Here is a 13,110-nt window from a genome sequence, read left to right as displayed (position 1 = left end):
CCCTTCCGAAGGAGGGACGGCGCTCTTTTTTGCTTGCGGACGTCAAGAGTTATTTTCCGTCCGTGCGCTTTTCCCCGTCAATCGGGACGATGAGCTTGTTCTTGTACTCCGGATGGCTGGCGCGATCGATGGCTTCGAGCTCCTTGGCTTCGCCATTGGAATCGATGGAGCCGTAATACATATAACCGGCCATGACATTGTCCGTGAAGTAGTAGCCGGGAGCGATGCTTTTCGGCTTGGTTCCCTTTTCCTTGGGCGGCTGGCCGTAGATTTCGCTCCTCTGATAGACGGTCTGTGCGATACCATCCGCGTCGATGACAATGGAGGAAAGCAGCTGCTTGTACACCATCTCGTAGCGCAGCGCTTCGCCTGCCGGGAAGCTGTAGGTGACGGAGAAGCCTTCGCCCTCCACAGCCAGCGGGTCCTTCAGCGGGAGGACTGCAAGGGCGATCGCAGCCTGGCGGGCCGCAGCGAGATCGCCGCCCATGAGCGCGTCATAACTTTTCTGCCCCTTCGGCGTCCGGACGACCGTGCGGCTCTTGGCGCTGTCATAGGAGACGTAAGCCCCCATGCTCTCGCTTACGAACCGGACTGGCACATAGGTTTTGCCGTCCCGGATGACGACGGAGACGTCGAGCGGAACCGGCTTGCCGTTGACGCTCGCCGTCCTGGAGCCCTCCTTCAGCTCGATGACCTTGCTGCTGTCCTTGCTGGCAGCCCGCACGGTGCGAGTCTTGGCATCGTACGAGTACGTCAGCCAGTCCGGGTCCTGAAGGGAGCGGAGCTGGATCAGGATGCGTCCGCCTACGCGGAGAGCGGACGATTGGACCTGCCCGTCGATGAAGAGGAGAGGGGCGGGAGCCGCCGCTTTCGCTTCGGCCGGGCCGCTGCCCGGCAGGACCGCTCCCGCGATCAGCGCCGCTGCAGCTGCGGCTTTCATGGCTTTGACTAGTTTCATTTGCTGTTCCTCGCTTTCGAATGAGTGTCCGTATAACGGACGGGAACGGAGGGGAAATGTTCCAAAAAAAAGAATAATCCCCTGCATCCGGCCGCGCGGAGCCGGGGGAAAGGCCGGCTTCTCAACCCCCCTCCGCCGCCTCCAGGACGACGAAGCCGTAGGGCGGAAGCTCGACAGCAAGCCCGCCGCCATTTTCCGTCCGGATGGAACCGCGTTCCTCGAAGTTGGAGAGGAGCGTCCTCCAAGCGGGACTTCGTCCGGCGGAATCGATCCCCGACGGAGCTGCCGGGAGCGCCGGCGAGGCGGCTTCAGGCCGGACGGCTTGTCCGGGCGAGGGGCTCGAAGCCGCGGCTTCGCCCTCCTCGCCGAACCCGCGGAAGGAAAGAGGCTGAGCGGCATCGCTGCCGTGCTGAGGCGCCGAGCCGAACCGCAGGCTCGCCGTCCCGCCGCGGGCGTTCATCGCGATGAGCAGGCGCTGTTCGCCGCCCTTGCGCTCGTAGGCGAGCGCGCCTTCCCCCGGCTCTGCCAGCAGGAAGCGGAGTCCGGCGCTCCGCAGCGCGGGAGAGGAGCGGCGCAGGGCGATGGCCGCCTTGTAAAAGGCGAGCAGGTCCGCGTTTTGCCGATCGGCATCCCATTCCATGCATTTGCGGCAGCCGGGATCCCCGCCGCCGTCGAGGCCGACCTCGTCCCCGTAATAAATGCAGGGCGCGCCGGGATAAGCGAGCAGGAACAGGGCGGCCAGCTTCATCTTGGGGACGCTGCCGCCGCATATCGTCAGCAGGCGCGGCGTGTCGTGGCTGCCGAGCAGATTGAACGCCGCCTCGGTCGCCTGGCGCGGGTAGGCGGCCAGCTGGCGGCCGATCGCATCGGCGAATTCGCCGGCCCCGATGTCCTCCTGGGCGAAGAATTCCAGCACGGCGCTGGAAAACGGGTAGTTCATGACGGCGTCGAACTGGTCGCCCTGCAGCCACATCATGGAATCGTGCCAGATTTCGCCGAGAATGTACGCATCGGGTTTGGCCTCCTTGACGGTCAGGCGGAATTCGCGCCAGAACCGGTGATCGACCTCGTTGGCCACGTCCAGGCGCCAGCCGTCGATGCCGATCTCCTCGATCCAGTACCGCGCGACCTCCAGCAGGTACTTTTTGACCTCGGGATGGGCCGTGTTCAGCTTGGGCATGAGCGGCTCGAAAGCGTAGGTCTCGTAAGGGGAGAGCCCGCCGCTGCCGCTCGGCCACGGACGCCTGTGGAACCACCCGGCATAGCGGGAGCGCTCCCCGTTCTCCAGGGCGTCCGCGAACGGCGCGAACGATTGCCCGCAATGGTTGAAGACGGCGTCCAGCAGCACGCGTATCCCGCGCGCATGGCAGAGGTCCACGAGCTCCTTCAGCTTGGCGTTGGTGCCGAAGCGGCGATCGACCCGCATGTAATCCTGCGTGTCGTATTTATGGTTGGTCTCGGCTTCGAACACGGGCGTGAAATAAATCGCGTTCACGCCGAGCTCCGTCAGATGGTCCAGACGGTCCATCACTCCCTGGAGGTCTCCTCCGAAAAAACTCTCCTCCGTAGGCTCCCCTCCCCAAGGCAGCGTGCCTTCGGGGTTGAGGGACGGGTCGCCGTTCGCGAACCGTTCGGGGAAGATCTGATAGAACACCGCATCCTTCACCCAGGCGGGGGGCTCGAACACATCCGCGGGGTTCAAATAGGGGAACTCGAACAGCGCCGGCGGATTGTCGGGAAGCTCCTCGAAGAAGCCTGCTTCGGTCCTATAGAGCGTCCGGCCGCCGGAATAGAGCTTGAAGGCGTAGCGGAGGCGGCGGAAGGCGGGGGTGACCGCCGCTTCCCAATAATCGAACATGGCGTCGCTCGCGAATAGGCGCAGCTCGATGTCCGTAACCGTCTGCTCCCATCCATACTTGTCGCCGGCTGCTGCCTGTACCCGGTCGACGTCGCCGCGCTTCGTGCGCAGGCGCAGATGCACCGTTTCCCTGTCATACGCGTAGGCCCAGTTCAGCTTGGGCCGGTGATAGACCGCTTCCAGCAGCATCGTCATCTCTCCCTGATCGTTCTGGTTGCGCCGGATACCGCCCTCATAGGGCAGGCGGACATCCAGCTCCAGACATAAAATACCATTCCGATCCGCTTTCCAAACAAGGGAGAGGGCCGCGCCTCCGGCAAGCGGAAGCGCGAGGCTGAGTTTGCCGGGAGCCTCCGGGAGCCTCCGTCTCCAAGGACGCCGGACGTCGTCCTCCCAGCCTCGGCGCGGCTTCGGCAGCTGGATGATTTTTCTCCTTGCATAGGGAACATACATTCGGTATATAATACGTCTAGAGTCAGATGCGAACATACATTCGATCGACAGGGAGAGGGGAAGTCTCCGCGAGCCCGCTCCCGCAGAACAGGAGGTGCGCGGTGGAGAGAGTGATCATGCTGGCCGACTGCCAGTCGTTCTACGCTTCGGTAGAGAAGGCGGCGCATCCCGAATATCACGACAAGCCGGTTGCCGTGGGCGACCCGTCCCGGATGAACGGCATCGTGCTGGCCGCCTGCCCGATGGCCAAGGCCCGCGGCGTGACGACGGCCTCGCGGGTCGGAGAGGCGCTGGCCCATTGTCCGGAGCTGGTCGTCATCCGGCCGCGGATGGCCATGTACATTGAAGTGTCCCTGTTCATCACGAAGATATTCGAGACGTACACCGATCTCGTGGAGCCTTACAGCATCGACGAGCAGTTCCTCGACGTCACCGGCTCGGCAGGCTACTACGGCTCGCCGGACGAGATGGCGCGCAATATCCAGAACCATATCCAGCTGTCCACGGGCATCTGGTCGAGGGTCGGCATCGGTCCCACCAAGATCCTCGCCAAGATGGCGACGGACAATTACGCCAAGAAAAGCCCGGAAGGCGTCTTCGAGCTGAATCCCGGCAAGCTGGAGTCGACGCTGTGGACGCTGCCCGTGCACCAGATGTTCATGGTGGCCTCGCGGATGACGAGGCATTTCACGCGGATGGGGCTGAACACGATCGGGGACATCGCGCGGCTGGACTTCTCCGAGTTCAAGCGGCGGATGCGGCTGGAGATGGGCAAGCAGAGCGACATCCAGGCGGGCTATTATTGGCAGACGGCGAGAGGGATCGATCCCAGCCCGGTCGTCACCGGCATCCGCCACCAGCTGAAGTCGGTCAGCCACGGCAAGGCGCTGCGCTGGCGGCTGTACCGCCATCTGCCCGACATCGAGGTCGTGCTGCTGGAGCTCGTCGTGGAGGTATGCCAGCGCACGAGGCGGCATGGCTGCATGGGCTCGGTCGTCTCGGTCGCCGCCATGGAGACCGACGGCGAGCGCTCGTCCTGGTTCAGCCGCCAGCTGACGCTGCCCCAGCCGACCTCGCTGACGCATGAGGTCGCTGCGGCGGTTCGGGAGCTGTTCGTCCGGCATTGGAGCGGCCTGCCGGTCGGCCGGCTGAACATCTCCCTCTCGGGGCTGACGGACGACAGCGTCATGCAGCTGACGCTGTTCGAGGATCGAACCCGGGCGTACAGCAAGGAGAAAACGATCGACCGGATCAAGGAGCGGTTCGGATCCGACGCCATCATGCGGGCTTCCTCGCTGCTGGAGTCGGGCGTGGCCCGCGAGCGGGCCGAACAAATTGGGGGGCATTACAAATGAGCAAGCTGGACGGCAACGAGCGCTGGAAGTCCAAGATGCTGCTGACGGAGCATGTGGAGCAGTACGACGGGCAGCATTCCGCCCGGGAGGCCAAGGTGACGACGGCGGAGGAGCGCGTCATGATCCGGGATTACATCCTGCTGCCTCATATGGAGAAGATGGTCCAGAAGAGCCTGTCCGAGCTCGAGAACTCGTCCAATCTGATGAGGCGCCTGTACGGGATGGCGGGCCACCGGGTGCTGGACCGGATCATGCACGACCTGTACGCCCTGCGGCGGGAGCTCAAGGCGCGCAACATCCGCATCCTCGCGGAGGAGCAGTCGAACTCGGTCGTGTACCACCGCTACTATTGCCGGGGCTACGAGGAGCACTTCGGCATGACGCGGGAGGTCATGCGCTCGGAGATCAGCTGGCAGCTGTCCCGTTATACGGCGGAGATCGGCGAGCTGCTGAAGGGCGGAGCGGGGAAGTGAAGCCGAATGAGGCGCGACATAGGAGCAAGGAGCCGTCTGCCCGGGGCAGACGGCTCCTTTGCTGTTGGGCTGATTCGTGGAATGGATTCATCATGTGAGCAGCAATTTCCCTTGCCGTCCCGGTCGTTCGGCTGCCTGCACCGCTTTTGCGATTTTGGCCAAAGGATATCTCGCTTCGATATTTCCCAGGCAGAGCTGCTTTTGACGAAGCAATGCAAAGATGTTCAGGAAGGAATTTTGCCAGTCCTCCACGGAGATTCCTTGTATCCAATGCCGCAGATGAAACAGTTTCGATCGGAGATCAAGCTCCGTTGCGAGTCGCTTCCAAGAGTCCGAACTCCGCACGACGGCGATGAGCCTGTATCCGAAAACAGCCGACAATTGAGCGAACATGGGTCCGATTGCAGAACTGAACGCATTGACGAGCAGGAAGGAATCCGGGGAACGCCCAAGAAGCTCCTTGCAAAGAATCCATGCCGTGAGAGGGTTGATATAGGATCGGGAAGCCTCGTCGTCCGGAATGAAAGGGGGGATCTCGATAGACAAGGAGGAAGAAGCCTTTACATATTGCTGCCAGGTTCCTTCTCCCCGAAGGGGCAATACATGCTTGCCAAGCATGGATTTCTGCACGCTGCTGCCAATCGCGATGACGGATCCCACGCCCTCATAGCCTGGTATGCACGGCAGCGGGATACGGTGCCGATAAGCGCCGCGAATCGGGATCAAGTCCGACGGATTTATCGGGCGGGCGATCATCTCCACCCGTATCTCATCAGGCTCCAGGCGGGAGGCATCCCGCTGTTCCACGATCACATTGTCCGCATGGCGAGCACAGTTCGTCGCCCGACAGGTTATTGGGATCCTTCTGTCCATCGGCTTCTAAGACAGCTGGAACAACGAGGGTTCGAGGGAGCGCCGAGATTTCTGGGAACCGATTCCTCCGATCGTGAAATATGGACCTTACCCGATGATTTGCCGAAGGGGATCGTTCAGCGCCTGACGGCACTATGCGATACATGGAAGACCGGTGCCGCCAAAGGGAATCCAGCCTTTCACAAAATGGCTGACGAGGGACAACTGGCGCACTATGAGAGCGAAATCCGCTTTGTGGAAGATCATATTGAACGTTGGATCAAGAATCAGCGTCCGCAGAGCGCCGCATATCGGCATGCGCAAGGCGGACTATAAATAAAGGTCGAGCGGGTTCCCTGCGGAGCCCGCATGTTTTACTATGGAAAAGACAAGGAGAGTGAGTACATATGATCAAGGTGCTTGTATCCGGCTTCGAGCCGTTCGGAGGCGATGACGTCAATCCGACGGGCTGGCTGATGGAGAAGCTGGCCGAGGAGCAATTCGAGGGCGTGGAGCTGCACACGGTGCTGCTTCCGGTTCATTTCGACGAATGCGCCGACCGGCTCATCGAGGAGATGGACAAGTTCAAGCCCGATGCCGTCATCGCATGCGGACTGGCCAAGGGCCGGACGGCGATTACGCCGGAGCGGATCGCGGTGAACGTCAAGGATGTCCCGGTCCGTTCGCATGGCGACAACCGGGGCGCCCGGCCTACCGACGAGCCGATTGCCGAGGAGGGGCCGGACGGACTGTTCTCCACGCTGCCGATCCGCGCCATGGCGCAGCGTCTGGCGGAACTCGGCATCCCGTGCGAAATTTCCAATACAGCCGGAACCTACATCTGCAACAACACGATGTACCGGGTGCTGGACCATATCCGTCGCCGGGAGCTGCCGATCCGGGCCGGCTTCGTGCATTTTCCCGCCTCGGCGGAGATGGCGGCCGCGCAGCCTTCGGTCCCGTTCATGCCGCAGCCGATGATGCTGGAAGGACTGCGCGCGATTATCGGCGTAACCGTATCGGCCCTGCAGGCGAGGTAGTTCTTTGCGGACTTCCGCCTGTAATCTCCCCTTTTCATGCCTTGTTTGAGCTATATTGGATAGGTTGAACCGAGATCCCAGCAGCAGGAGGTTTTCAAATGCCGGTCATTCGCAAGGAGCAGGCGCAGGAGTTGTCCTTGTTTCCGGATTGGAGCGAGATCAACCACTACGGAATCAATCATCTGAAGGCGGGACAAGAAGTTCCCTTGCATTATCATGATTGCAATGAATATTGGATCATCGTCAGCGGCAGGGGGATTTGCACGACCGAAGGGGATGAATACGAGATCGGTCCCGGGGATCTCGTGCTGACCAGGAAGGGCGAGGAGCATTCGCTCGTTGTCACGGAGGAAATGACGGCCGTTTATATCTACGGCATTCTTGCTCCAGGCTGCCGGCTGGGCTACTTGTACCGGCAAGGGCCGGATGCGGAGTAAAGAAGCACTAGCGGAGGGGGAAACAATGTGCGTCTAAAACTGATCCAGGTAGGGCTGGGCAATCATGGCCAAGGGGTGGGCGAGCATTTTGTCCTGGCATCCCGAGATTTTGCTTACGCAGGGCTGGTGGATATCAACCGCAGCGCCGTGACTGAATATGCCCGGAAAAACAAGTTGCCTGAAAGCTTATGCTACACCGACCATGAGCAGGCGTTTCGAGAAGCGGATGCGGATGCCGTGTTCATCTCGGCCTTCTCTCCGGTGCATTATGAGATAGCGAAGTCCGCATTGGAGCATAAGCTCCATGTGCTGATCGAAAAGCCGTTCGTGCTGTCCCTGGAGGAAGCGGAGGAGCTGAATTCGCTTGCAGCCCGGAACAGGCTCAATGTGATGGTCAATCAGAACTACCGTTATTTTGCGACGGTGATCGCCTTGAAGCAGACCCTGCAGAGCGCAAATCTGGGGAGATTGTCGTTTGTTCAATCGGAGTTCTTTTACGGGCATGAGGGCAAGCCTTATCAGAAGACGATGGACAATTACGTTCTGCTCGAGATGAGCGTCCATCATGTCGATATGATTCGGTTTCTATTGGATTCCGATATCGCGCAGGTGACGGGAAAGACGTGGAATACTCCCGGCAGCGGCTATGCAGGCGATCCGCATGTGCATGCCGTTTACCAAACGGAATCAGGCGTCAACGTCTTCTACCTGGGCAGCCTGCTGGCGAAAGGCGCTGCGACGCCATGGGAAGGCGCCTGGATATTTCAGTTCGAGGGCGGAGCGGTCCATCTGGACGATCTGGGCGACGGCTACGGCGTCTATATTGCAGACGGCCGCACGAAGAGCAGGATCGGCTTTCAGGCGCAAGAGCTGGGAGGCATTCATGGCGTCCTGGCTGAATTCGCAGCTTCCATCCGGGAGCAGCGGGAGCCGAAAATCTCGGGCGCGGACAATATGCGCACGCTTGCCGCCCTCCTGGCGACGGCGGAATCATCCAAGCAAGGGAAAGCGATTCGGCTCATCCCTGAAGGATGATGCTCCCGGACAACGAACCAATGCTGGATAAAAATCCCCTCCCATGCCCAGAATAAGGTCATTCTGGATAAGGGAGGGGTTTGTTTTGTCTGGAGCCCAAAACGGAAACGGCTCGGCGGAAAACAGCGCAAGCGGCAGCCAAAGCCACAGGGGCGCCAGCGGCGGCAAGGACGGCAAAGGAAGAGCCGGCAGCAGCAACGGCGGCAATGGCGGCAATGGCGGCGCAGCGAAGCCCCCTCCTCTCGGAAGGAGGAAGACGGCTACTGCGCTGAGCCCTTCGCTGGCCGCCAACGCCCATGCAATCCGCATGCAGTTCCATCACAGCGGAGACCTCCGCCTGCGGCTGCTGTCCAGCGGGGCTCTTCCCGGCATCCAGCTGGCGGCGCTGTATTTGCAGGGGATCGTGGACGAGGAGGCGATCCGCAAGAACGTCCTTGAGCCGCTGCAGGCGGCGGAGGCAGCGGCGCCCGGCAGCCTCAAGGGAAAAGGCCGGCTCAAGGACCGCATCGAGCAGCTGCGTCTGAACGTGATCTCCACCGGCTTGACGGAGCCGGTGCGGACGCTGGAAGGAGCGCTCGACGCGCTGCTGCTCGGCTGCTGCCTGCTCCTCGTCGAAGGCAGCGACGAAGCGGTGGCGGCGGAAGCGGCCGGCGGGGAAACCCGCCAGGTCGGCGAACCGACGGCCCAGACGGTCATCCGCGGGCCCCAGCATGCGTTCACGGAGTCGGCCCGGACGAATATCGGCCTCATCCGCCGAATCATCCGCTCGGAGCGATTGACGGTGGAATCGCGGCGCATCGGGCGGGAGACATGCACGGAGGTGTCGCTGCTGTACATGAACGGCATCGTGGATGCCGAGATCGTGAAGGAAGCGCGCAGGCGGCTGGACGACATCGACATCGACAGCGTCCTGGACAGCGGCTACATCGAGGAGTTCATCCAGGACTCCTCGTTCACCCCGTTCCCGACCGTGCTCAACACGGAACGGCCCGACCAGGCTGCCGCCGGGCTGCTGGAGGGACATTTCGCCGTCGTGGTGGACGGCAGTCCTTATGTGCTGCTCGGCCCCGTGACGTTTTTCCGGTTTTTTCAATCGCCGGAGGACCATTATCAGCGCTTCGACATCGCCAGCTTCCTGCGGCTGATCCGGATCGCCGCTTTTTTCATTTCCATGCATCTGCCGGCTCTCTATATCGCCATCACGACCTTCCACCAGGAGATGCTTCCGAGTAACCTGCTCATCGGCTTGTCCGCGCAGCGCGAGGGCGTCCCCTTCCCGGCCTTGGTGGAAGCATTCCTGATGGAGCTGACCTTCGAGGTGCTGCGCGAGGCGGGGGTCCGAATGCCGCGCGCCATCGGACCGGCGATCTCCATCGTAGGAGCGCTCGTGCTCGGCACGGCCGCCGTCCAGGCGGGGCTCGTGTCTGCGGCGATGGTCATCATCGTCGCCTTCACGGCGATTTCCAACTTCGTCGTGCCGCAGATCAACATCGCCATCGCCGCGCGGCTGATCCGCTTCCTGCTCATGGTCAGCGCGGGAATTCTCGGCTTTGTCGGCATCATCTCGGTCGATCTGTTCGTCATCATCCACCTCGCCGGCCTGTATTCCTTCGGCGTGCCTTATCTCAAGCCGGTCGCTCCGTATGTCAAAGGCGAATGGAAGGATACGTTCGTCCGGGCGCCGCGCTGGAGCCTCGTCAGACGGCCGGTCATCGCGCAGAAGGGAGGCAGGCGCAGGCAGCCCGGAGGCAAGCCCAAGCGCCAGAATTCATGAGCCGGGGCATCATCAGACGTTGGGCGCTGCTGCTGGCGGCGGCGCTGTTGTTCCTTCCGCTTGCGGGCTGCTGGGACCGGAAGGAGCTCAATGAGCTCGGCATCATCGCGGCTACCGGCATCGACGTCACCGAGGAGGGGAAGTGGAAGATCAGCTATCAGCTGGTCATTCCAAGCGCCATCTCCTCCCAGAACGGCTTCACGAGCACGACGGAATCTCCGGTCAACGTCTTCTCCACGGAAGGAGAGAGCGTGCGGGGCGCCGTATCCCGGGCGACGCAGGAGATGTCCCGGAGCCTCTACTTCGGGCACAACCAGGTCGTCGTCATCGGCGAGCGTGCCGCCCGCAAGGGAATCGGCGGCTTGCTGGACGTCTATCTCCGCAACGGCAATTCCCGGGAGACGGTCATGGTGTTCGTGACCGAGGGCGAAGCCCGGCCCATCCTGGAGCAGCTGCTTCCGATGGAGAGAATATCGGGCAACGCCTTGACGAGGCTGATCGCGCTGGAAAAAGAGAGCGGGGGCAACTTCCGTCCCCAGACCGTCTATTCGATGCTGCTGCAGCTGCTGGGCCCGCTGCACGCATCCGCCGCCCCCGGCATCGCGATCAGCGGATCGGGCGAGGGCGTGCGCAGCGTGGACGCGAACAAGAGCACGTCGACGCCTTCGAAGGTGAGGCTGCAGAAGCTGGCCTTGTTCCGGGACGACCATATGATCGGCTGGATCCGCACGCATGAGAGCCGGGGCCTGCTCTGGCTGCGCAGCGAAGTGTCCGGGACGACGATTTCCTTTCCGTGCCGCGAAGGAGGACCCAAGGTCAACAGCGCCCGGATCACCGGGCTCAAGACGAAGATGAAGCCTGCGCGGAGCGGAGACGGCTGGCTGCTTCAGGCGGATGTGGAGGCGGACGCAACCTTGTTCGAGTATACATGCGGCGGAAATCTTCATGACCCGGCTGCGGTGGCCGGCATCGAGCGGATGCTCGGCCAGCAGGTCCGATCCGACATCGAGGACGGACTCCAGGCTTCCCAGAGACTGAAGGCGGATGTGGCCGGCATCGGCGAAGCGGTGCGGCGGAAGTATCCGCGTACATGGAAAGGAATCGCTGCGGAGTGGAACAGCAGGTTCTACCCCGAAATGAAAGCCGAGATCGGGGTCCATGTCGGACTGATCAAGACAGGCCGGAGCAACCGCTCCTACGAGCAGGCGAGCGAGGACAGCCGGGAGAGGAAGTGAGGGCATGAAAGCGAAGGAAGCAAGCGTAAGCGCGGGGCAGATCGCCGTCTTCCTCGTGCTGTTCACCATCGGCAGCACCCCGATGTTCGAGCTCGGCTCCGAGGCGGGACAGGATTCCTGGATTGCGATCAGCATCGCTGCCGCCGCGGGCTTCTGCCTGCTGCTCGTCTACCGCGCGCTCTACAACCGGGCCCCCGACACGAACTTGGTCGGGCTGTACAAGCTGCATTTCGGCAAGCTGCTCGGCGGCCTGCTCGGCGCTGCGCTGGCTGTCGTCTTCGCCCTGGAGTCGATGCGCAACGTGCGCGACTTCGGGGAGCTGATCTCCGCCACGTTGCTGCCCCAGACGCCGATGTGGTGCACGATGCTGGTTTTGACGGGAATTGTCTACTACACCGCCAGGCAGGGAGTAGAGGCGTTTTTCCGGGTCAACCAAGTGCTGATTCCGGTGCTGGCCGTCAGCTACATTTCCCTTCTGGGGTTGTTTCTGGCGTCGGGCCTGCTCGACTTCAACCGTCTGCGGCCTGTGCTGGAGAACGGCTTCAGGCCGGTCCTGCACGCGGCGTTTCCCGATATCCTGCCGTTTCCGTTCGGACAGGTCATGGTGCTGATGATGTTCTGGACCTATGCCAGACGCTCCCCGTCCACAGGCGCGATGTCCTATGGCGCCTACATCGGCGTCTCGCTGTTCCTGATCGCGGTCAACATGGTGCTGATGATGGTGCTCGGTCCGGAGCTGTACCGGCTCCCCGCGCTTCCGACGCTGGAGGCGGTGGAGCAGATCCGGCTGTTCAACTTTCTGGAGCGGCTCGATATTCTTGTGACGCTGCTGCTGTACATCGGGCTGTACGTCAAGGCTACGGGACTGTTTTTCGGTTCGGTCATCGCTTTGCGGACAGCCTGGGGAGTTCCCTATCGGGCCGGCGCCCTCGTCATGGCCCCGCTCATCTTCACGGCAAGCTTCCTGGAGCCGATCATGTCGCAGCATTTGTGGACGGGCATGACCGTCTACCTGAAATTCAGTCCCTATTACCAGATCGCGCTGCCGCTGCTCATGCTCGTCATGGGAATCGGATGGGTCAAAAAGAAAGCGCAGCGGCAAGCGGGGCAAGGCGGCGCAAAGGCGAGAGCCGGCGGTCAGGCCAAGGGCCGGGAGGCCGGCGGTCAGAGCGGCAGCGGCCAAAGCGGAGCCGAGAATGCGGCGGCCGGCGGAGCCGAGGCAAGCGGAAGCGGACAGCCGGGAAACGGGAAGGCAGGAGCCGATGGGAGCGCCGAAAAGGCCGGAAGCCAGGACGGGCAGCAGGACGAGAGTCCTGGCTCTGACGGCAAAAACGGCGAGCGGAACAAGGCTCGCGGAGCGCCTGCCGACTCTGACGCCAAGCAGCCGTCTTCAGGCTCGGAAAGTCCGGAAGCCGGCTCTACGTGATGCCGCGCGCCCGCAAATTTCGACACGGAAGGTTGCAATAAAAGGCTTCTCTGCTATAATGGCTCTATTGACAACCGAATGAGCCTGGGGAGCTGGCGTACGCCGGCTGAGAGGGGAGAAGCATCCCGACCCGTTAAACCTGATCTGGATAATGCCAGCGTAGGAACCGCATGTCATCCGAGCCTTTTGCCGCCCTCGGGCGCAACAGGATTCA

At 62.0% G+C, this 13,110-nt stretch carries 11 protein-coding genes and 1 riboswitch; of the genes, 8 read left to right on the top strand and 3 right to left on the bottom strand.

The window, feature by feature from the left end; all coding sequences use genetic code 11:
- Positions 1–49: 49 nt before the first annotated feature.
- Positions 50–958 (bottom strand): copper amine oxidase N-terminal domain-containing protein, encoded by a 909-nt coding sequence (locus VE23_RS06325; RefSeq protein WP_049867578.1) that lies wholly within the window; start codon positions 956–958, stop codon positions 50–52.
- A gap of 121 nt (positions 959–1,079) precedes the next feature.
- Positions 1,080–3,005: a glycoside hydrolase family 13 protein gene (locus VE23_RS06320; protein ID WP_084781691.1), complete on the bottom strand. Its 1,926-nt coding sequence runs from the start codon at positions 3,003–3,005 to the stop codon at positions 1,080–1,082.
- Positions 3,006–3,370: 365 nt separating this feature from the next.
- Here VE23_RS06320 and VE23_RS06315 point away from each other — a divergent pair, with 365 nt between their 5' ends.
- Entirely contained in the window at positions 3,371–4,624 is a 1,254-nt protein-coding gene (locus VE23_RS06315) for a DNA polymerase IV (RefSeq protein WP_049867576.1), read from the top strand.
- Complete coding sequence (locus VE23_RS06310; protein ID WP_021881952.1) at positions 4,621–5,097, top strand: hypothetical protein; 477 nt, start codon at positions 4,621–4,623, stop codon at positions 5,095–5,097. Before VE23_RS06315 ends, VE23_RS06310 begins: the two co-directional genes overlap by 4 nt.
- Before the next feature lie 90 nt (positions 5,098–5,187).
- Here the strand turns inward: VE23_RS06310 and VE23_RS25440 are convergent, their stop codons facing one another.
- Positions 5,188–5,853 carry a zinc-dependent alcohol dehydrogenase family protein gene (locus VE23_RS25440; RefSeq protein WP_232317058.1) on the bottom strand — a complete coding sequence of 222 codons (666 nt, stop codon included), beginning with the start codon at positions 5,851–5,853 and terminating at the stop codon, positions 5,188–5,190.
- 503 nt (positions 5,854–6,356) lie between these two features.
- Between VE23_RS25440 and VE23_RS06295 the strand changes: the two genes are divergently transcribed.
- The 6 genes from VE23_RS06295 (at position 6,357) to VE23_RS06270 (ending at position 12,896) form a co-directional block, all read left to right on the top strand.
- Positions 6,357–6,989 carry a pyroglutamyl-peptidase I gene (locus VE23_RS06295; protein ID WP_049867573.1) on the top strand — a complete coding sequence of 211 codons (633 nt, stop codon included), beginning with the start codon at positions 6,357–6,359 and terminating at the stop codon, positions 6,987–6,989.
- Positions 6,990–7,087: 98 nt separating this feature from the next.
- Positions 7,088–7,426 (top strand): cupin domain-containing protein, encoded by a 339-nt coding sequence (locus VE23_RS06290; RefSeq protein WP_021881113.1) that lies wholly within the window; start codon positions 7,088–7,090, stop codon positions 7,424–7,426.
- A 27-nt stretch (positions 7,427–7,453) separates the two neighbouring features.
- Positions 7,454–8,461, top strand: a complete 1,008-nt coding sequence (locus tag VE23_RS06285; RefSeq protein ID WP_049867572.1) for a Gfo/Idh/MocA family protein — start codon at positions 7,454–7,456, stop codon at positions 8,459–8,461.
- An 85-nt stretch (positions 8,462–8,546) separates the two neighbouring features.
- A complete protein-coding gene (locus VE23_RS06280; RefSeq protein ID WP_232316820.1) occupies positions 8,547–10,235 on the top strand; it encodes a spore germination protein in 1,689 nt (562 codons plus the stop codon).
- Complete coding sequence (locus tag VE23_RS06275; RefSeq protein WP_021881109.1) at positions 10,232–11,470, top strand: Ger(x)C family spore germination protein; 1,239 nt, start codon at positions 10,232–10,234, stop codon at positions 11,468–11,470. Before VE23_RS06280 ends, VE23_RS06275 begins: the two co-directional genes overlap by 4 nt.
- A 4-nt stretch (positions 11,471–11,474) precedes the next feature.
- Positions 11,475–12,896, top strand: coding sequence for a GerAB/ArcD/ProY family transporter (locus VE23_RS06270; protein WP_049867571.1), 1,422 nt, complete (start codon positions 11,475–11,477; stop codon positions 12,894–12,896).
- A gap of 75 nt (positions 12,897–12,971) precedes the next feature.
- Positions 12,972–13,080, top strand: a riboswitch (TPP riboswitch).
- Positions 13,081–13,110 lie beyond the last annotated feature (30 nt).

This window comes from Paenibacillus sp. D9 (genome assembly GCF_001188365.1).
GTDB classification, from domain to species: Bacteria; Bacillota; Bacilli; order Paenibacillales; family Paenibacillaceae; genus Paenibacillus_O; species Paenibacillus_O humicus.
The sequence above is the reverse complement of the archived record's forward strand: the minus strand, read 5'-3'. Positions and strand labels throughout refer to the sequence as shown.